The organism is Streptomyces phaeofaciens (assembly GCF_014648915.1).
Taxonomy (GTDB): Bacteria; Actinomycetota; Actinomycetes; order Streptomycetales; family Streptomycetaceae; genus Streptomyces; species Streptomyces phaeofaciens.
This window is the reverse complement of record NZ_BMSA01000017.1, coordinates 187,110-206,688: the sequence shown is the minus strand read 5'-3', so window position 1 is coordinate 206,688 and position 19,579 is coordinate 187,110. Positions and strand designations below refer to the sequence as shown.

At 73.4% G+C, this 19,579-nt stretch carries 17 protein-coding genes; 12 read left to right on the top strand and 5 right to left on the bottom strand.

Features of this window, described 5'->3' with window-relative positions; genetic code table 11:
• The first annotated feature begins 23 nt into the window (after window positions 1-23).
• The 3 genes from IE275_RS27115 to IE275_RS27105 all read left to right on the top strand — a co-directional run bounded on the left by IE275_RS27115 (window position 24) and on the right by IE275_RS27105 (window position 2,987).
• Window positions 24-1,019 carry a carbohydrate ABC transporter permease gene (locus tag IE275_RS27115; protein WP_189714031.1) on the top strand — a complete coding sequence of 332 codons (996 nt, stop codon included), beginning with the start codon at window positions 24-26 and terminating at the stop codon, window positions 1,017-1,019.
• A gap of 62 nt (window positions 1,020-1,081) precedes the next feature.
• Window positions 1,082-1,846 (top strand): carbohydrate ABC transporter permease, encoded by a 765-nt coding sequence (locus tag IE275_RS27110; protein ID WP_229870606.1) that lies wholly within the window; start codon window positions 1,082-1,084, stop codon window positions 1,844-1,846.
• Between the two features lie 94 nt (window positions 1,847-1,940).
• Window positions 1,941-2,987 (top strand): endo-1,4-beta-xylanase, encoded by a 1,047-nt coding sequence (locus tag IE275_RS27105; protein ID WP_189714029.1) that lies wholly within the window; start codon window positions 1,941-1,943, stop codon window positions 2,985-2,987.
• Here the strand turns inward: IE275_RS27105 and IE275_RS27100 are convergent.
• The 3 genes from IE275_RS27100 to IE275_RS27090 form a co-directional block, all read right to left on the bottom strand.
• A complete protein-coding gene (locus IE275_RS27100) occupies window positions 2,984-4,021 on the bottom strand; it encodes a LacI family DNA-binding transcriptional regulator (protein WP_189714028.1) in 1,038 nt (345 codons plus the stop codon). The genes IE275_RS27105 and IE275_RS27100 overlap by 4 nt on opposite strands.
• A gap of 211 nt (window positions 4,022-4,232) precedes the next feature.
• On the bottom strand, window positions 4,233-4,424 hold the full coding sequence (locus IE275_RS27095; protein WP_189714027.1) for a DUF5999 family protein: 192 nt from the start codon (window positions 4,422-4,424) through the stop codon (window positions 4,233-4,235).
• Window positions 4,425-4,768: 344 nt separating this feature from the next.
• Entirely contained in the window at window positions 4,769-5,362 is a 594-nt protein-coding gene (locus IE275_RS27090) for a hypothetical protein (protein WP_189714026.1), read from the bottom strand.
• A gap of 565 nt (window positions 5,363-5,927) precedes the next feature.
• On the opposite strand from IE275_RS27090, the gene IE275_RS27085 reads away from it, so the two are divergent.
• Together IE275_RS27085 and IE275_RS27080 are read left to right on the top strand one after the other, a co-directional pair.
• Window positions 5,928-7,445, top strand: coding sequence for a glutamate-cysteine ligase family protein (locus IE275_RS27085; RefSeq protein ID WP_189714025.1), 1,518 nt, complete (start codon window positions 5,928-5,930; stop codon window positions 7,443-7,445).
• Window positions 7,446-7,610: 165 nt separating this feature from the next.
• Window positions 7,611-8,396 carry a CPBP family intramembrane glutamic endopeptidase gene (locus tag IE275_RS27080; RefSeq protein WP_189714024.1) on the top strand — a complete coding sequence of 262 codons (786 nt, stop codon included), beginning with the start codon at window positions 7,611-7,613 and terminating at the stop codon, window positions 8,394-8,396.
• A 72-nt stretch (window positions 8,397-8,468) separates the two neighbouring features.
• On the opposite strand, the gene IE275_RS27075 is transcribed toward IE275_RS27080, so the two are convergent.
• A complete protein-coding gene (locus IE275_RS27075; RefSeq protein ID WP_189714023.1) occupies window positions 8,469-9,281 on the bottom strand; it encodes a PhzF family phenazine biosynthesis protein in 813 nt (270 codons plus the stop codon).
• Between the two features lie 175 nt (window positions 9,282-9,456).
• On the opposite strand from IE275_RS27075, the gene IE275_RS27070 reads away from it, so the two are divergent.
• From IE275_RS27070 to IE275_RS27050, 5 genes are all read left to right on the top strand, one after another.
• Window positions 9,457-10,479 (top strand): NAD-dependent epimerase/dehydratase family protein, encoded by a 1,023-nt coding sequence (locus tag IE275_RS27070; protein ID WP_189714022.1) that lies wholly within the window; start codon window positions 9,457-9,459, stop codon window positions 10,477-10,479.
• Between the two features lie 409 nt (window positions 10,480-10,888).
• Entirely contained in the window at window positions 10,889-13,552 is a 2,664-nt protein-coding gene (locus tag IE275_RS27065) for a winged helix-turn-helix domain-containing protein (RefSeq protein WP_229870588.1), read from the top strand.
• A gap of 153 nt (window positions 13,553-13,705) precedes the next feature.
• The gene (locus tag IE275_RS27060; protein ID WP_189714021.1) at window positions 13,706-15,325 is read left to right on the top strand and encodes an MFS transporter; all 1,620 of its coding nucleotides are present in this window, start codon (window positions 13,706-13,708) and stop codon (window positions 15,323-15,325) included.
• A gap of 19 nt (window positions 15,326-15,344) precedes the next feature.
• Window positions 15,345-15,863, top strand: coding sequence for a hypothetical protein (locus tag IE275_RS27055; RefSeq protein ID WP_189714020.1), 519 nt, complete (start codon window positions 15,345-15,347; stop codon window positions 15,861-15,863).
• A gap of 225 nt (window positions 15,864-16,088) precedes the next feature.
• Window positions 16,089-16,286: a DUF8691 family protein gene (locus IE275_RS27050; RefSeq protein WP_189714019.1), complete on the top strand. Its 198-nt coding sequence runs from the start codon at window positions 16,089-16,091 to the stop codon at window positions 16,284-16,286.
• An 86-nt stretch (window positions 16,287-16,372) separates the two neighbouring features.
• Here the strand turns inward: IE275_RS27050 and IE275_RS27045 are convergent, their stop codons facing one another.
• The gene (locus tag IE275_RS27045; protein WP_189714018.1) at window positions 16,373-17,779 is read right to left on the bottom strand and encodes a DUF2252 domain-containing protein; all 1,407 of its coding nucleotides are present in this window, start codon (window positions 17,777-17,779) and stop codon (window positions 16,373-16,375) included.
• 219 nt (window positions 17,780-17,998) lie between these two features.
• Between IE275_RS27045 and IE275_RS27040 the strand changes: the two genes are divergently transcribed.
• Window positions 17,999-18,775 (top strand): HdeD family acid-resistance protein, encoded by a 777-nt coding sequence (locus IE275_RS27040; protein ID WP_189714017.1) that lies wholly within the window; start codon window positions 17,999-18,001, stop codon window positions 18,773-18,775.
• A gap of 325 nt (window positions 18,776-19,100) precedes the next feature.
• Entirely contained in the window at window positions 19,101-19,571 is a 471-nt protein-coding gene (locus IE275_RS27035) for an SHOCT domain-containing protein (protein ID WP_189714016.1), read from the top strand.
• Window positions 19,572-19,579 lie beyond the last annotated feature (8 nt).

Below are 19,579 nucleotides of genomic sequence, written 5' to 3'. Positions count from 1 at the left end.
CCAAGGGAGCGGGGCGGCAGCCGATGACCTCCACCTTCCTCCCGGACAAGCGCAGCACCCCCGGCGCCGACCGGCCGCCGCCGGCCACCGCGGCGGCCGGCCGGACACGGCGGCGGGTGCTGCACTGGCTCACCGCCGTCGGCTTCCAGGTGCCCGCCCTGGTGCTGTTCGGCACCCTCGTCCTGCTGCCGATGCTGTTCGCGGTGTACGCCGCGTTCTTCCGCTGGGGCGGCTTCGGCATGCCCGAGGACTTCATCGGCGGCGACAACTTCACCCGGCTCTTCCAGGACCCGGTGTTCCTCGGCGACCTGTGGCGCTGTCTGGTCCTGGTGGCGCTCTCGCTCGTGCTCCAGCTGCCGTTCGCGCTGGCCCTGGCGGTGGCGCTCAACCAGCGGATCAGGGGCCGGGCCGTGTACCGGATGCTGTTCTTCGCGCCGTACATCCTGTCCGAGGCGATCACCGGTGTGCTGTTCGGCATGATCTTCGCGCCGGACGACGGGCTCGCCGACCAACTGCTCGGCACGTTCGGCCTGGACGGGCTCGGCGGGCAGTGGTTCGCCGACCCCGACACCGTCATGGCCACGCTCTTCCTGGTCATGACGTGGAAGTACTTCGGCTTCCACATGATGCTCTACCTGGCCGGACTCCAGTCCATCCCGGCCGAGTTGACCGAGGCCGCGCTGATCGACGGGGCCGGTCCCTGGCAGCGGTTCCGGCATGTCACCCTGCCGTTGCTCGCGCCGACCCTGCGCATCAGCGTCTTCCTCTCCGTGATCGGCTCGATCCAGCTCTTCGACCTGGTCTGGATCGTCACCGCGGGCGGTCCGGACCATCACTCGGAGACGATGGCCGTGACCATGTTCCAGTACGGCTTCAAGCGCTACCAGGTCGGCTACGCCAGCGCGATCAGCGTCGCCATGTTCGGCATCAGCCTCGTCTTCGCCCTCGCCTACCAGCGGTTCGTGCTCCGCCGCGACCTGGAGGGCGCCACCACGACCATGCGAGGAGGCGGCTCGTGAGCGCCCGCAGGACCGGCCGGACCCTTCCGCTGCACCTCGTCCTCGCCGTGGTCGGCGTGGCGATGGCCGTCCCCCTCGTCTATGCCGTGCTGTCCGGCTTCAAGTCCACCGACCAGCTCTCCCGCAACCCCATCGGGCTGCCCGACCCCTGGGTCACCGGCAACTACACCGACATCCTCGGCTCGAGCTCGTTCTGGCAACTGCTCGGCAGCAGCACGCTGATCGCGGTCGGTACGACGGTGGTGGTGGTCGCGGTGTCCGCGCTCGCCGCGTTCTCCTTCGCCCGGTTCGCCTTCCGCGGCCGGGAGACGCTGTTCACGCTGTTCACGATGGGGCTGATGTTCCCCTTCGCGGTGGCGGCGCTGCCGCTGTTCCTGCTGCTGCGCTCGATGGACCTGCTGGACAACCCGCTCGGCGTGATCCTGCCGCAGGCGGCCTTCGGGCTGCCGATGACCATCGTCATCCTGCGGGGGTTCTTCCGGGAGATCCCGGCCGAGCTGGAGGAGGCGGCCACCCTCGACGGCTGCGGGCCGCTCGGCTTCTTCTGGCGGATCCTGCTGCCCATGGCCCGGCCCGCACTCGGCACGGTCTCCGTGCTCGCCGTGGTGGCCAGCTGGAACAACTTCTTCCTGCCGCTGCTGGTCTTCAACGAGCCCACCTGGTGGACGCTGCCGATCGGTGTGCAGCAGTTCCAGGGCCAGTACTCCTCCGAGTACGCCCGGATCTTCGCCTATCTCGTCCTCGCCATGGTTCCCGCCCTGGCCTTCTACTCCGTCGCCGAGCGCCAGCTCGTCGGCGGGCTCACCGCCGGCGCCACCAAGGGCTGACGCGCGCCCGCGGATCTCCGTCGGCTCACCCGCCCCCGGCTCTCGGTTCCGATCGAGCCGGGGGACCCGCACCCCGACCGTGAGGAGTCGCACCATGTCCCGCACCCGGATCAGATTCGCCGGAGCCCTCGCCGCCGTCCTGGTGGCCGCCGGGGTGGCCGGCGGCCCGGCCGCCCAGGCGCACGACAAGCCCCGGACCACCCTCGCCGACCTCGCCGAGCGGCACGGCCGCTACTTCGGCAGCGCCACCGACAACCCCGAACTCGGCGACACCGCCTACACGAGGATCCTCGGCCACGAGTTCGACATGATCACCCCCGGCAACGGCATGAAGTGGTACGCCACCGAGCCGCAGCAGGGCGTCTTCGACTGGACCGCCGGCGACGAGATCGTGGACCTCGCGCGCGCCCGCCACCAGCGGGTCCGCGCCCACACGCTGGTCTGGCACAGCCAGCTGCCCGGCTGGCTGACGAGCAGGGAGTGGTCGGCCGACGAGCTGCGGGCCGTGCTGAAGAACCACATCCAGACCGAGGTGCGCCACTACCGGGGCAAGGTCTACGCCTGGGACGTCGTCAACGAGGCGTTCAACGAGGACGGCACCTACCGCGAGACGATCTTCTACAAGACCCTCGGACCCGGCTACATCGCCGACGCCCTGCGCTGGGCCCGCCAGGCGGACCCGAAGGCGAAGCTCTATCTGAACGACTACAACATCGAGGCCGTCGGCCCGAAGAGCGACGCCTACCACGCCCTGGCCAAGGAGCTGAAGGCGCAGGGTGTGCCGCTCGACGGCATCGGCCTCCAGGCCCATCTCGCCCTCCAGTACGGTTATCCGGCCACCTTGGAGGACAACCTGCGCCGCTTCGCCCGCCTCGGCCTGGACACCGCGCTGACCGAGGTCGACGTACGGATGCTGCTGCCCGCGACGGAGGAGAAGCTGGCCCAGCAGGCCGACTGGTACCGGGATCTGACGCAGGCGTGCCTCGCGGTGCGGCGGTGTGTCGGCATCACGGTCTGGGACTACACGGACAAGTACTCGTGGATTCCGGCGTTCTTCCCCGGGCAGGGGGCGGCGCTGCCGTGGGACGAGCAGCTGGCGCCGAAGCCGGCGTACTCCGCGATCCGGGAGGCGCTGAGCTAGCTCCTGGGCGCCGCGGTGCTCGAGCGGACCACCAGCTCCGTGCCCAGTTCCACCCGCGGCGAGTCGGGGTGCTCGCCGCGGGCCAGGCGCAGGACCGTACGGACGGCGAGTTTGCCCATGTCGGCGAGGGGTTGGCGGACGGTGGTCAGCGGCGGGGCCGACCAGCGGACTTCGGGAAGGTCGTCGAAGCCGACCACGCTCATGTCCTCCGGGACGCGCAGCCCGCGCCGGCGCAGCGCCTCGATCGCGCCGAGCGCCATCTGGTCGCTGGCCGCGAAGAGGGCGGTGGGCGGTTCGGGCAGGTCGAGGAGGGCGGCGCAGCCGGTGAAGCCCGATTCGGGGCGGAAGTCGCCGGGGACGACGAGGCGTTCGTCGACGGCGAGCCCGGCCGCCTCCAGGGCCGCGCGGTAGCCGTCCTGGCGGGCCCGGGAGCACAGCAGCCGGGGCGGGCCCGCGATCAGGCCGATGCGGCGGTGGCCGAGGGAGAGCAGGTGCTCGGTGGCGGCGAGGCCGCCCGCCCAGTTGGCCGCGCCGATGGTCGGGGTGTCGTCGGCGGGGGAGCCCATCGGGTCCACGACGACCAGCGGGACGCCGAGGATGCGCAACTGCTCGTGCAGGGTGGGTTCCAGGGCCGAGGTGACCAGGATGACGCCGTCGGAGGCGCGGGCCCGCAGATTGCGCATCCACTCCCTGGCGTCGCCGGAGCGGCCGTGGATCGCCGACACGACCGTGCCGACGCCGGCCGCGTGGGCGACCTCCTCGACGCCCCGGATGATCTCCACCGCCCAGGGGCTGTCGAGGTCGTTGAAGACCAGGTCGAGCAGGGCGGCGCGGGCCGGGGAGGCGGTGGCGGGGCGCTTGCGGTAGCCGTGCCGGTGGAGCAGTTCCTCGACCCGGGCGCGGGTGCTCGGTGAGACGTCGGAACGGCCGTTGACCACCCGGGAGACCGTCGGCACCGAGACACCGGCCCGGCGGGCGATCTCGGTGATGGTGACCCTGCCCCGGGACGCGGGTGCCGTCTCCTTCGCTGCCACGTGCCCACCTCCGTCGAGTCGTTCCGGGCGCGGTGCCGAAACTTCCAGGAGTCTTCCGGAAAAGCGGTGCGTACGGAAGGGAAGGCGGGGATCACGAGGAGTGAGCGGGTGCGGACACGCGTCGGGGCCGGTTCGCAGTCGGTGGCTGCGGTCCGGCCCCTGAAGATCCCCGGACGGCGGTCCCACGCCGTCCGAGCGGTGCTGAACGGCCCTAGGCGGCCGTGACGACCGGGCGGTGCGGGGCGATGACCCGGCCGTCCGGCAGCAGCTCGCCGGTGTCCTCGAAGAGCAGGACGCCGTTGCACAGCAGGCTCCAGCCCTGTTCCGGGTGGTGCGCCACGAGTCGGGCGGACTCCCGGTCGGCGGAGCTTGCGGTCGGGCACGGTGGCTGGTGCTGGCACATGGATGGGTTCTTCCGCTCTGGCGTGATGTGTGAGATGGCTGTCGTGTCTGTCCCGCGGCGTGAAGCGTCGGTTACGTCGTTCATGGCCGCCCCCCGTTGTGATAAGTCGGTCGGAACCCAGTGTTGCCCCACGGGCGTGGATCCGCAGGGATTTCGTGGCACCGCCCCTCACAGGTTGATGACGCATCACCCGCGCGGGCGGTTCATCTCAACTGCACTGTCACTTCGGGTGGTTTCGGGTGGCCGGATGGGGCTAGTCCGCCCGGGGAAGCGCGGAGGAACGCCGCGTGCGCGACCGTACCCCGCCACCGGGGCCGCGGTGGCGGGGTACGGAGCGGTGCGGGTCAGGCCGGCGAGCCGAGCAGCGGGGGCGGTGCCGCCGGGGGGACCCGCAGGGTCAGTACCGGGAGCAACTCGGCGACCCGGTGCGGGCGGTGGGCGGCGATCCCGGGTGGCGCCGGGGCCAGGGGCACGAGCAGGTCGGTCGCGGCCGGGTGTCCGGCGGAGCCGTCGCCCTCGGTGTCTCCGTGCAGCCAGAGCGTGAGCATGTAGAGGCCCGGGACCGACAGCAGCCGTGCCTGGTACGGCTGCGTCGCCGTCTCGGCCTGGCGCAGCGCCCGTTCGGTGGAGGCGATGTAGGGCCCCTCGAAGAAGTGGGAGAACGCCCAGCCGTCCGGGGTGAGCCGGGTGTCGGCCGCGGCGACCGCCCGGTCCCCGCAGCGGATGAGGAAGCGCCAGCCGGCCAGCCGGGTCGCGGAGACGCCCTCCGGGGTGATCCGGTCCAGGACGTGCAGGGGCAGTGGCTGTTCGGGGGTGGCCTCGCCCTGTGCCGTGCGCAGGGACGGCGTCCGGGCCTCACGGACCGCGGTGGGGGAACCGAGGGCCGTGAGGACGGAGCGAAGGGCGGGCGCGGGAGCCGGGGGGACATGCAGCGGCATGGTGGGTCGCCTCTCATTCACAGGCGGTGGCGCGAGGGCGGGGGCGGACGACGCTGTCAGCTAGCTCTCGGGTGGTCAGAGAGGCGGGGGCCGGGGTCTGGGGTTCTCGGGGTGCGCGAGCGGCCTGTCGCCATCCGGACGACAGGCTCCTTCGACTGCGGATGCCCAACCTTCTCTGCCTTGTTCGCGGAGTTTATACGACACGTGTTCAGACTGTGTTTCGTCTACTCGCTTCCGGGAGACTCGGCAAGGGTTCATTCGGCCGGTGATACGTGTGAAAAATCCCGATTCGGAGCGGCTCGCGCTGCGATGACCTCGGGTTATCCGCGCGTAGCGGTCGGCCCATTCTCGTCGGCGTTTTTCACGAGTTCCGATTTGGAAAGGGCACTCTGCCGCTTGCCCCGTGAATGTGCCACCGGTCGCCCCGGGCGTACTTTCGGTCAGACTAGCGGGTGCGACGCGCGACGGGGGACGTTATCGATCGGTCGGGCTGGGCATCATCCCACCTGACCCGGGAGACCGGCGGCCGCGATCGCGGCCCGCCCATGCGAGGAGGGACGCTTCGATGGGGGAGAAGGTCGTGGCGGGCGCGTTCGACCTGTCCGATCGGCAGCAGTACCGCGACAAGCTCCGGCGGTGTCTGACGGGGCTGGAGCGGCTTCTGGCCCAGAAGCGCTTCGACCGCCCCAAGAACCTCATGGGGCTCGAGATCGAACTGAATCTCGCGGGTGCCGACGGTCTGCCGAAAATGCTGAATGGACAAGTGCTGGAGCGGATCGCGAGCCGCGATTTCCAAACAGAACTCGCCATGTTCAACCTGGAAGTCAACATAGCTCCACACCGATTGGGCGGGTGGGTATTCGACCGGCTCGCCGAGGAACTCCGTACGTCACTGGCATATGCCCATCGAAAGGCCGGTGAGGTCGACGCGGGAATCGTGATGATCGGTATTCTGCCGACGCTCGACCGCGACGATCTGGTCTCGTCCAATCTTTCCGAGGTCGACCGCTACACGCTTCTCAACGACCAGATCGTGGCCGCCCGGGGCGAGGACTTCGCCCTGCGGATCGACGGCGTGGAGTCCCTGTCCTGCACCTCGAAGTCGATCGTGCCCGAGGCGGCCTGCACCTCCGTGCAACTGCACCTCCAGGTGACACCGGCCCGCTTCGCCGACGTCTGGAACGCCGCGCAGGCCGTCACCGCCGCCCAGATCGCCGTCGGCGCCAACTCGCCCTTCCTGTTCGGCCGCGAACTGTGGCGCGAGTCCCGGCCCCCGCTGTTCACCCAGGCCACCGACACCCGCCCGCCGGAACTCCAGGCCCAGGGCGTCCGGCCGCGCACCTGGTTCGGGGAGCGCTGGATCGGTTCGGCGTACGAGCTGTTCGAGGAGAACCTGCGCTACTACCCCGCGCTGCTGCCGATCTGCGACCCGGAGGACCCGCTGGAGGTGCTGGACGCGGGCGGCATCCCCACGCTCGCCGAACTCGTCCTGCACAACGGCACCGTCTACCGCTGGAACCGGCCCGTCTACGGCATCGCCGACGGCGTCCCGCACCTGCGCGTGGAGAACCGGGTGCTGCCCGCCGGGCCCACCGTCACCGACGTGATCGCCAACGCGGCGTTCTACTACGGCGTCGTCCGCGCACTCGCGGAGGAGTCCCGGCCGGTGTGGTCGCGGCTGCCCTTCGAGACAGCCGCGGCCAACTTCGACGCGGCCTGCCGCCACGGCATCGACGCGCGGCTCCAGTGGCCGCGGCGCGGGCGGCTCGGGGGAGTCGCCGAGGTGGACGCGGTGAATCTCGTACGGGAGGAACTGCTGCCGCTGGCGGAGGCCGGGCTGGACGCCTGGGGGGTCGAGGCGGCCGACCGGGACCGGTATCTGGGGGTCATCGAGGAGCGGTGCCGGAGGCGGGTGAACGGGGCGTCGTGGCAGGTGGCCACCTTCCACCGGGCGGTGGAGGCGGGGCTGGCGCGGGACGAGGCGCTGGCGGCGACGACGCGCAGGTACGCGGAGCTGATGCATCTCGGGGAGCCGGTGCACACCTGGCCCGTCGGGTTGCCGGAACCGGCCGCCGCCCGGTGAGGCGCGGGGCGGCGCGGGGCGGCGCGGTCGTGTGCCGGGTGCGGCCCCGTGGGGGCGGTCGCACGGCTCCCCGCGCCCCTTGAGGTCGGCTCCGAGGTGTGGGGGTGCTGCCGGTCACGCCGGGTTGATGGGGCAAGCTGTGGTGTCCCATGAACGGAAGCGGGTGTGCGGGTGGCGGGCGAGGTCTATGAGGAGCGGCCGTCTCGGCGGATCCTTCGCGACGAGACACTGCTGGTGCTGGCGCTTTCGCTCGGTGCCAGCGGTGTGTCCGCGCTGATCAGTTTCATCGGGTCGGTCACCAAGCCGGGTGGGCTGAAGGACCAGGCGGCGACCCTCAACGCGTCCGCCGCGCCGGGCCGCCCCTGGCTCGATCTCGCCTGGCAGCTCTTCGGGATCGCCTCCGCGCTCGTCCCGGTCGCCCTCGTCGCGCACTTCCTGATGCGCGAGGGGCAGGGACTGCGCACCCTGGGCTTCGACCGCACCCGGCCCTGGCCCGACCTCGGCCGGGGCGCCGCGATCGCGGCCGTGATCGGCAGCACCGGAATCGCCTTCTACCTGCTGGCCCGGGGCCTCGGCTTCAACCTCACCGTGGTGCCCGAGGCGCTGCCCGACGTGTGGTGGAAGTACCCGGTGCTGATCATGTCCGCGCTCCAGAACGCGATCCTCGAAGAGGTCATCGTCGTCGGATATCTGCTGCGCAGGCTCGGGCAGTTGGGCTGGAGCCCGGGCAACGCCCTGATGGCCAGCGCCGTCCTGCGCGGCTCGTACCACCTCTACCAGGGCGTCGGCGGGTTCATCGGCAACATGGCGATGGGCGTCGTCTTCGTGTACCTGTACCGGCGCTGGGGCCGGGTCGGCCCCCTGGTGGTGGCGCACTCGCTGCTCGACATCGGGGCGTTCGTCGGCTACGCCCTGCTGGCGGGGAAGGTGTCGTGGCTGCCCACGCCGTGAGCGGGCACGCGGTGTGTGGCCACTGGGTGTGTGGCCACGCCGTGTGCGGCCGCGCCTTGTGCCGCCCCGGACTCACCAGGCCAGCAGTTCGCCCTCGATGACGGTGACCGCGCGGCCGCCGAGCAGCGTGCGGTCGCCGCGCAGCTCCGTGCGGACGCGGCCGGAGCGGGGCGAGGCCTGGAGGCCGGTGAGCGTCGCCCGGCCGAGGCGTTCGGCCCAGAACGGGGCCAGCGCGGTGTGGGCGCTGCCGGTGACCGGGTCCTCGTCGATGCCGAGGTTCGGGAAGAAGCAGCGGGAGACGAAGTCGTAGCCCAGGGCGGGGTTCTCGGCGCGGGCGGTGGCGATGATGCCGCGGCGGGAGTACGCGCCGAGGGCCCGGTGATCCGGCCGCAGGGCGTGGACGGTCTTCTCGTCGGGGAGTTCGACCAGCAGGTCCCCGATGTGCGGGCCGGTGTCGAAGGCGGTCAGCGGCTCGGCGCCGAGGGCCTGGGCGACACCCTCAGGCAGCACGGCCGGGGTGAGCGGCGCGGTCGGGAAGTCCAGGGTGATCGAGCCGTCCTCGGCGGGCGTGGCCACCAGGACACCGCTGCGGGTGGCGAACCGCACGGGGCCCTGGTGCGCGCCCGTGGTGGCGAGGACGTGGGCCGTCGCGAGCGTCGCGTGGCCGCACAGGTCGACCTCGGCGACCGGGGTGAACCAGCGCAGGGCCCAGTCCGCCTCGCCGCCCGCCGGAAGCGGGTGGGCGAACGCCGTCTCGGCGTGGTTGACCTCCAGAGCGACGTTCTGGAGCCGGTCGTCGTCGGGGAAGGCGTCGAGGAGGAGGACCCCGGCCGGGTTCCCGGCGAAGGGGCGGTCGGTGAAGGCGTCGACGATACGAATGCGCATGTCCGCGACGGTAGGCCGTCGCGGAAGGGGCGGGCCAAGGCCAATTCGCGAATCCTGGACCGGATTCCGCGCGGCCCCGCGGGACCGGTGCGGGTGGAGCACGGTCGACCCGGGTGAACTGCCGTATGTTTTCCGGGGATTCAGGCAACGGTGGACGTGGTCCGGGGGAGGACGGATGGCCGGGAACGGCGAGGGCGAGGGGGCGCGCGGCGCGGGGGAGGACGAGGGCGTCGGCACGGTCGTGCTGACGGGGGCGACCGGGTTCATCGGGTCGCACGCCCTGCGTGCGCTGCTGGACCCCGACACAGCCGGCGGCGGCCGTCCGGCCGTCCGGGTGCGGGCGCTCGTGCGGAACGTGCCCGACGGCGAGCGGCCGGACCGCGTCGAGTGGGTACGGGGTGACCTCACCGATCCGGCCTCGCTGCGCGGGCTGTGCGAGGGCGCGCGGGCGGTCGTCCATCTCGCGTCGTACATCGGCGGGGACGAGCGGCGGTGCGAGGCGGTCAACGTGGACGGCACGCGGACGCTGATGGCGGAGGCGGCGCGGGCCGGGGCCGGCCGGGTGGTGCAGCTGTCGACGGCCGCCGTCTACGGGGCCGGGCCGCACCGGGGCGTCGCCGTCGACGAGATCGCCGCCGAGCCGGTGTCCGCCGTGAGCAGGACCCGGCTCGCGGGGGAGGCGTACGCGCACCGGGCGGGTGCCGTGGTGCTGCGGCCGGGGATGGTGCTCGGTGCCGGGGACCGGTGGGTCGTACCCGGGCTGCGGGAACTCGTCGAGCGGGTGCCGGCCGCATGGGACGGCGGGCGGGCGCTGCAGACCGTGGTGGCCGCCGGTGACCTCGGCCGGCTGATCGCCGCCGTCGCGGTCGGGCCGTCCGCCGTACCGCCCGGCACCTATCACGCGGGGCACCCGGAACCGGTGCGCGTCGGCGACCTCCTGGCCGCACTGGCGGCGGTGGGAGTGCTGCCGCCCCGCCCGGACGCCGACTGGCCCCTGGCCGTCTGCCGGGAGCGGCTGCGGGCGACACCCGGGCGGGTCTCGGAGCGGCAGTTCGCGCTGGCCGCCGAGGACCACTGGTATCTCGCCGACGAGCTGTGGAAGCGGGCGGGGGTGGACCCGGGACCCGGGCCGCTGAGCCGGCTCCCGGGGATGGCCGAGTGGTACCGGGAACGGCTGGGCCGGGCGGGGGACGGCTGAGGGAGGCGGGGGACGGCCGCGGGTGGCCGGGGATGTTGGGGGGGCGGGGACGGCTGAGGGCGGCCGGGGTGGCGGGGGATGGCTGAGGGCGACCGGGGGGCCGGGGAGGGCGGGGACGGCTGCGGGTGGCCGGGGCGGCCAAGGTCGCCGGGGTGGCCAAGATGGCCGGGGTGGCCAAGATGGCCGGGGTGGCCAAGATGGCCGGGGTGGCCAAGATGGCCGGGGTGGCCGCGGTGGCCCGGGAGTCGGCGTCGCCGCGGGCGCCCGGATCAGCCGGCCGGCCCAGCCGTCCGTGCCTGGTCAGGACAGGGCGCCCGGGTTCCCGTAGCGCGCCCGGGGCCGAGGGCTGGGATGCTGGAGGGGACGAGCTCCACCTACGACCTGCCGGTCGGACCAGGGCGGTGAGCGGATGGCTGGGCTCGAGGAGAGCGACCCGGAACCGATGGTCCCGGAGGCGGATCCCCGAGGAGATCCGTATCTGCGGACACGGTTCGCGGTACCGGCGCGCCCCGAGACGTTCCTGCGGCGCGAGCGGCTGGTCCGCCATCTGGACCAGGCCCTGCGGACCCCGCTGACGATGGTCAACGGCGCCGCGGGGGCGGGCAAGACCCTGCTGCTCGCCGACTGGGCCGCCGACCGCGAGACGCCCCTCGCCTGGTTCACCACCGACGCGGCGGACCAGGGGCCCGGCATGTTCTGGGCCTATCTCCTCGAAGCCCTGCGGACCGTCGGCGTGACCCTGCCCCCCGGCGGCGGCAGCCCGGCGGACGCGAGCCAGGTGCCCCGGACCCTGCTGGCCCGGCTCGCCGCCGAACTGAGCACCCGGGACCGGCCCGTCACACTGGTCCTCGACGAGTACGACCGGGTCTCCGATCCCGAGATCGCCGAGCAGCTGGAGTTCGTCCTGCACCACGCGGGACCGGGACTGCGCCTGATCCTCGTCACCCGCACCGAACCCCTGCTGCCCCTGCACCGCTACCGGGCCGCGGGAGACCTGACGGAGATCAGGGGCGCGGAACTGGCCTTCACCCCGGAGGAGGCGGCCGCCCTGCTCGCCCTGCACGGGCTGCGGCTCCCGGTGAGCGCGGCGCGGGCGCTCGTGGAGCGGACCCGGGGATGGGCCGCCGGCCTGCGGCTGTGCGCCCTGGCCGCGCAGGAGAGCCCCGACCCGGAGCGATACCTGAAGGAGTTCGAGGCCGACCGGTCCACCGTCGCCGACTTCCTGCTGGCGGAGGTCCTCAAGCGGCAGAGCCCCGAGATCCAGGACCTGCTGCTGCGGGTCAGCGTCCTGGAGCGGTTCTGCCCCGAACTGGCCAACGCCCTGACCGGCCGCTGCGACGCCGGGCCCCTGCTGGCCGGGCTGCACCGCGACAACGCCTTCGTCGAGCACCTCGGACACGACCGGTACCGGCTCCATCCGCTGTTCGGGGAGATCCTCCGGGCCCACTTGCGGGTACGCGAACCCGGCCTGGAGCCGGAGCTGCACCGACGGGCCGCGCGCTGGCTGCGGCGCTCCGGGTCGCTGACCGAGACACTCGGGCACGGTGCCGCCGCCGGCGACTGGGAGTTCACCGCCGGCGCCCTGATCGACGACCTCGCCATCGGCAGGCTCTTCACCGGACTCCTCGCCGACGACCTCACCGAACTGTTCTCCCGGATGGCGCCCGAGGCCAGGGGCCCCGCGACGGACCTCGTCCGCGCCGCCCGCGACCTCTCGCGCTGCGACCTGGAGCACGGTCTGGCCCATCTGCACCGCGCGGAACAGGGCCTGGCGCGGGAGCGCCGGGCGAACGACCCGCCGGACTCGGCCGCCGCCGAGCTGAGCTGCGCCCTGCTGGAGGCCCTGGCGGCCCGGCTGACCGGCGCCGTGGGACGGGCGGAGGAGGCCGCCGAGGCGGCCGGGCGGCTGCGTGAGCGGGTCCCCGCCCAGCTGCTGGACGAGCACCCCGAGATCACCGCCCTGCTCCTGGCCCACCTGGGCTCGGCACGGCTGTGGGCCGGCCGCTTCGAGGAGGCGCGTGCCGCCCTGACCGAGGTGGCCGACTGCGCGGGCGGGGCCTCGACGGCCCTCCTGCGCGAGGACGCCCTGGGCCGGCTGGCGCTGATCGACTATCTCGGCGGCTGGCCCGGCAGGGCGGAACGCAAGGCCAGGGCGGCGCTGACCGAGACGGAGCGTTTCGGCCTGCCCCAGCCGTCCGGGTCCGGCATCGGGCGGCTGGTCCTGGCCGCCGTCGCCGTCGACCGCAACGAGCTGCGCAAGGCCCGGGCCCTCCTCGACACCGCCGGCGCCTCCTACCCCGCCATGCGCGACCCCGTGCTGGAGGCCGGCCGCGCCCTCGCCACCGCCCGCCTCCATCTGGCCCGCGGTGACACCCGGGCCGCCCTCGAAGCGGCGCGGCCGGCCGTCGTCGCCGACGCGGACTCGCCGTGGGCCCAGGGCCAGGCGGCGCTCGTGGCCGCCGCCGGGCACCTGGCCGCGGGGCGGCCGGAGACCGCCGCGGAGCTGCTGGAGGGGATGCCCGACGAACAGGTGGGCTGTGCCGTGGGGGCCGCCAAGGCCCGGCTCGCGGCGGGCCGGCCCGAGGCGGCGGTGGACCTGCTCGACCGGATCAGCCCCGACGCCCGCTCCGGGCCGGCCCTGACGGTCCGCGCCACGCTGGTGCGCGCGCAGGCCGCCGACGAGACCGGAGACGCGGCCGCCGCGCGCCGGTTCGTCGCCCAGGCCCTGCACGAGGCGCGGCGCGACCTGCTGCGCCGGCCCTTCCTCGAAGCCGGGCCCTGGATCCGGCCCCTCCTGGGCGCCGCGCCCCTGCGCGCCCTGGCCGAGGGCTGGCTCACCCCCGGTGCGACGCCGCCCGAGGACCGGCCGCCGCCGGTCGTGGAGGAGCTGAGCGGCCGCGAACGGGATGTGCTGCTGCGGCTGGCCCAGCCGATGTCGACCGAGGAGATCGCCGCGGACCTGTACGTCTCCGTGAACACGGTCAAGACGCACCTCAAGAGCGCCTACCGGAAACTGTCGGTGAACCGCCGCAACGACGCGGTGCGCCGGGCGCGGGAACTGGGGCTGATCTGACCGCACGGGTCCGCGCCGCCCGCCGCCTTCGCCCGTGGCGGGTGAGGCGCGCGGCGGGTTCGTCCGATGGGATCGGGGTGGTGGCCGGTCATGTGCCGGTCACCGGCCGGCCGACTCCGGCCGGCGCTTCGGGCCGACCGGGCGAGGTGCGCGATGGCACACTGGCGGGCTCTGATCGTGCTGGGCACCGCACAGTTCCTGATGGTCCTGGACACGTCCGTCATGAGCGTGTCGATCAGCCAGCTGGTCGAGGACTTCGACACCGAGGTGACCGCCATCCAGGCCGTCATCACGCTGTACGCGCTGGTCATGGCGGCCTTCATGGTCGTCGGCGGCCGGCTCGGGGACATCTTCGGACGACGGCGCCTCTTCCTGGTCGGACTCGTCGTCTACGGCACCGGCTCCGCCCTGACCGCCGTCGCCCCCACCGTGTGGGTCCTCGCGATCGGCTGGTCGGTCGTCGAGGGGCTCGGCGCCGCGATGGTGCTGCCGGCCATGGCGGCCCTGGTGGCCGAGTCCTACCAGGGGCGCGACCGGGCCGTGGCCTACGGCGTCATCGGCGGCCTCGCGGGCGCCGGCATCGCCGTCGGACCGCTGCTCGGCGGCTGGGTGACGACGTATCTCACCTGGCGGCTGGTGTTCGCCGGGGAGGTCGTCGTCGTCCTGGCGATGCTCGCCTGCCGCCGGGTGATCACCGAGGCGCCCCGGACCGGCCCCCGCCCCCGGCTGGACGGCGTCGGCGCCGCCCTGTCGGCCGTCGGGCTGGGGCTGTGCGTGCTCGGCGTGCTGCAGAGCGGCACCTGGGGCTGGGTACAGCCCCGCAACCCGCCCTTCACCGTGCTGGGCTTCGCGCCGACGCTGTTCGTCATCGGCGCCGGAGCGGCCGTCCTCGCCGTCTTCCCGCACTGGGAGCGGCGCCGGGAGGCCCGCCGGGCCGACCCGCTGGTCCATCTGGACCTGCTGCGGGTCCCGGCCCTGCGCTCCGGGTTGCTGACCCTGCTCGCCCAGAACCTCATCCTGCTCGGGCTGTTCTTCGCCATCCCGCTGTACCTCCAGGTGGTCCAGGGCTTCGACGCCTTCGAGACGGGGCTGCGGCTGCTCCCCGTGTCCGTCACCATGCTCGTGGCCTCCCTGGGCGCGGCCCGGCTGGGGCGGGCGGCGGGGCCCCGCCGGGTGGTGCGGCTGGGACTGCTCCTGCTGGCCGCGGCCATCGTGTGGCTGCTGGCCACCATCGATCCCGTCATCGACGACGGCCAGTTCGCCGGGGCCATGGCCCTGCTCGGCGTCGGCATGGGCCTGCTCGCCTCGCAGCTGGGCAATGTCGTCCAGTCCAGCGTCGGCGGGGCGGGGCGCAGTGAGGTCGGCGGACTCCAGTTCACGGCCCAGAACCTCGGATCCGCGCTCGGTACCGCGCTCATCGGGTCGCTGCTCGTCGGAGCGCTGGCCCAGGCCTTCACCACCGAGGTGGAGGACCATCCGGACCTGTCCGAGCAGGCCCGGCAGGAGACCGGGGTGGCCCTCGAGTCCGGCATCAGCTTCGTCCCCACCGACCAGGTGCGCTCGGCCGCCGAACAGGCCGGGCTGCCACCCGCCGAGGTCGACGCCCTCACGGACTCCTACGCGCAGGCGCAGCTGGACGGCCTGAAGGCGGCCATCCTCGCCGCCGGCGGCATCACCCTCGCCAGTTTCCTGGTCACGCCGGGGCTGCCGGGCCGGACGTCCGCCCGGCCGAAGCAGTCCGAGGCGGGCGCGGCCCCCGGTCCCGCCCACTGACGCGCCGAGGGAGGCCGCGATGTCCCGAACCGAGCGCGCCACGGCCGGCACCCCTGCCCAGGAACGGCGGGCCCGTACCGACTACACCGGGGGTGTCTACGGGTCCATGCTCGCCACGTCGGTGATCGTCGGCGCCGGGACCCTGGGCTCGTTCCCCCGGGCGGAGCTGGTGATCCTGCTGGTGCTCACCGGAGTGGTGTTCTGGCTCGCGCACGTGCACGCCCAGGTGTTCGGGGCGCGTCTGACGCACAGGACCCCCGATCGCCGGGTGCTGCTGCACGTCTGCCGAGACGAGTGGCCGATCGTCCAGGCGGCCCTGCCGCCGGCCGCCGCCGTGGCCGTCAGCCCGCTGCTCGGCCTCGATGTGGAGGGGGCGCTGTGGCTCGCGCTCTCGGTGGCCGTGGCGGGCCAGGTGGGCTGGTCGGCGGCCGCGGCGCGGCGGGCCGGGGGCACGTGGGGGCTGGTGACGGTCACGGCCGTGGTGAATCTGGTGCTCGGGCTGCTGATCCTGTCGTTCAAGCTCTTCCTGAAGCATTGACGCGGCCGGGCCCGAGGCAGTGGCGCGGCCGGGGCGCGCCACTGTCGACGCCGCCGGGGAGCGCCGCATCGACGCGGCCGGGGCCCGGCACATCGGCGCAGGTGGGGCCTGTTCCGGGTGGCTTATCACCTGCACGGGGTGAGGCCGGACGGCGGGGCCGGGCGGAGGATCGGCAGGGTAAGGGCGCAGCCCGCCTGTCCCAGGCCACCCGGGGGAGAGCAGCTCATGCGCTACGAGATCCGCGTCGACGGACATCTCTCGGAGGCACTCAAGGGAGCCTTCCCGGAGCTGGACCATGTGGTCATGTCCGGTCAGACCGTGCTGTTCGGACAGGTCGTCGACGAGGCGCACCTGTTCGGACTGCTGGCCCGCTGCCAGTCCCTGGGGCTGCGGGTGCTGGAGATGCGGCAGCTGCCCGAGTAGACGTGGACGGGGGAGGCGGTGCGGGAACCGGCGGGTGGCACCGGGCCGAGGCTCGATGGCCCCGGCGCCGGCCCCGGGGCCCGCGGTCAGAGGCTCGCGGTGGGGACCCGGCCGGCGCGCGCCGCCGCGCCCAGCGCCGTGAAGTCCCGCTCGTTGCGGTCGGCGTAGTCCTGCGCGAACCCGGTGAGAGCGCGGTCGAAGCGGTCGCTCCCGCCCAGATAGGCGGCGATGGCGATCGGGTCGCCCGAGCGGGCGTGGGCACGGGCCAGCGAGGCCCCGCAGAGCCGGGCGAACAGGCCGAGCAGGACGGGGTCCATGGTCTCCGGCCGGGCGATGCCCTTCCAGTCCCGCAGCTGCCGTACGTAGAAGTCCCGGCCCTGGCCGTCGAGGCCCACGGTGTGGGTCCAGCCGAGGAAGATGTCGCTGGTCGTCTGGATCAGCCGCTGGCCCTCCACCACCCGGCGGCCCTGGTTGTCGTAGCGGGGGCCACGGGTGTGGGGGGCGAGCACCGAGTCCTGCGCCTCCTTGGCCTGTAGCAGCAGGGGGTCCTCGTCGTCCCGGCCGAGCAGGAGCAGGATCCAGCAGCGGGTGCCGACACTGCCGACGCCGACCACCTTGCGGGCCGCGTCGGCCAGGCGGTAGTGGCGCAGCAGATGCCGGCGCTCCGACGACAGGGTCCGGGTGTACCCGTCCACCACGGCCCTGAGCTGCCTCTCCTCGTCGGAGGGATCGTCCAGGAGGTCCCGCAGCGGGGTGACCAGGGGCGGGTCCGGGGCGATCCGCCGGCCCTCGGCGGTGACCCGGGTGAGCCGCTCGAAGGCCTGGAGGTGAGTCCGGGTGCGGGCCCTCTCCGTCGCCTGCGCGGTGCGGCGCCGGGCCTCCTTGGTCATGGACGAGGCCGTCAGCTCCCGTAGCCGGTCGGCGTCGTCCTGCGCGTACCAGATGTCCAGGGTGTTCATCCCGGCGAACACCCCCATCCGTTCCCGGTACGCCCGGACACACGCGCGGACCGTCGCGTTCTGTTCCTTGGCCGAGAAGCCGTTCGCGCGGCCCGCGACGGCGAGGCTGGCGGCCAGCCGTTTGACGTCCCATTCGAAGGGGCCGGCCAGCGTCTCGTCGAAGTCGTTGATGTCGAAGACCAGATGGCGTTCCGGCGAGGCCAGCAGCCGGAAGTTGAGCAGGTGGGCGTCCCCGCAGAGCTGTGCCGTGAGGCCGGTGTCGGGCAGGGCGCCGAGGTCCGTCGCCATGATCGCCGCAGCGCCCCGGTAGAAGCGGAACGGGGACTCGAGCATCCGGCCGTAGCGGATCGGCACCAACTCCGGGAGCCGGGTGGCCGACTGGCGTCCGATCACCTCGACGGGGTCGGGCCGGTCGGCCGGCGCCTCGAACCGGCCGTGGTCCGACCTGGGGGTCCGGCTGCGGGCGTTCCTGCCGCGGGCCGCCCGCTCAGCCGGGGACAGGATGACCGTGATGGGGGTCGGTGTGGTGGCCATCGTGCGAACCTCCTGGACCGCTGCCCTCGTGCCCGGGGTCCACGGCGGGCCCTGACGGGACGGGCTGCCCCCACCTCATCGCTCCGCCGATGCGCAGGGATCACCCGCGGGGGGTGACCCGGCGGCCCGGGAGGGGCGGCACGCTGGCCTGGTGAGGTCACCACACACCGCCCCGTCGGCGGCCCGTGAGCGGTCCGCCGGAGCGCGCGAGGAGGAGCCATGACCGAGTCGCGTGGTCCGGCACCGCAGAGCGGACCGGAGCGGAATTCCGGCGGGGCGGGGGCCGCCCCGGAGCGGGACCCCTACGGGTCCGGCTCCGGGTTCGCCGGGTACGGCGGTGCCGCCCGTCCCCCCGGCCTTCCCGGTACCGGGGGTGATCCGGCCGCCGCCCTCGGCGCGCTCGGCCGTTCCTGGACGTGGATCCTCGGCTCGGCCGTCGCCACGCTGGTGCCCGGTGTGCTGATCCTGGTCTGGCCGGAGGAGACCCTGCACGTGCTGGCGGTGCTCATCGGCCTGTACCTGCTGGTGACCGGCGGCTTCCGGTTCGTCTCGGCGTTCGGCCGCGAGGATCACGGCGAGCGGGTGCCCGGGCTGCTGCTGGCCGTGCTGTACGTGCTGGCCGGGGTGCTGTGCCTGCGCAATCCGTTGCAGACCATCGCCGCGCTCTCACTGATCGTCGGCGTGGTCTGGCTGGCCTCCGGCATGCTCACCCTCTACACGGCCATCGCCTCCAAAGACCTGCCCCACCGCGGCTGGGTGCTCGGCGGGGCCCTGCTGGCCATCGTCGCCGGCATCGTGGTGCTGGCCCTGCCGACCGAGTCGGCCCGCGCGCTGACCCGGCTGCTCGGCCTCTGGCTCGTCCTGATCGGCCTGGTCGAGGTGGCCGTGGCCTTCGCCTGGCGGGCCGCACTGCGCAGGGCGGGCGCCACGGGGCAGGACGGCCCGGGATCGGTCGACTCGGCTCCGGGCGGCTCCGGCTCCGGCCCAGGCGTCTGAGCCGGAACCGTCCGACACAGAACACCGCGGTCGGCACCCGCCCCCGCCGCCGTACGCGCCCGCGCTTCGCCGCACTCCCCGTCAGGGGCGGCGGAGGACGCGGGCCGCGCCATGCTCCGGCACCCCGACGAACCGCACCTCACCGCGCCCCGCCACCACACGGCACCCCCGCACCCCCGCACCCCCGCATTGCTCCCCCATTCGCTCACCCTCCCCGGGTGAGGCGCCCGGTTCTTGCCGTGCGCACGCTGAAGACGGCACGGCTTCGGGCGCAGGCCCGGGACGGGACGTACTTCGGGCGAACGCCCGGAAACGGAGGACAGACATGAGTGGGGAAACCTACCTCGCGTACGACTATCCGCTGCTCAGCGCCTTCTGGACCATGCTGATCTTCTTCCTGTGGATCATGTGGTTCGTGCTGCTGTTCCGGATCGTCGTCGACATCTTCCGCGACGACGACATGAGCGGCTGGGCCAAGGCCGGCTGGCTGGTGTTCTGCGTGGTGCTGCCCTTCCTGGGCGTGTTCGTCTACGTCATCGCCCGTGGCAAGAACATGGGCCGGCGCGAGATGGCACAGGCGCGTTCGCAGCAGCAGGAGTTCGACCGGTACATCCGGGAGACCGCCAAGAGCCCGGGCGGCGGCACCAGCAGCGTCGACGAGCTGCACAAGCTGTCGGAGATGAAGAGCCGGGGCGACATCTCGGAGGAGGAGTTCCGCCGGGCGAAGGCCATGGTCCTCAGCGACTCGGGCCCCTCGGACCGTCCGGGCCCCGTCGCTTCCGGAACCGGCCGCTGAGCACACCG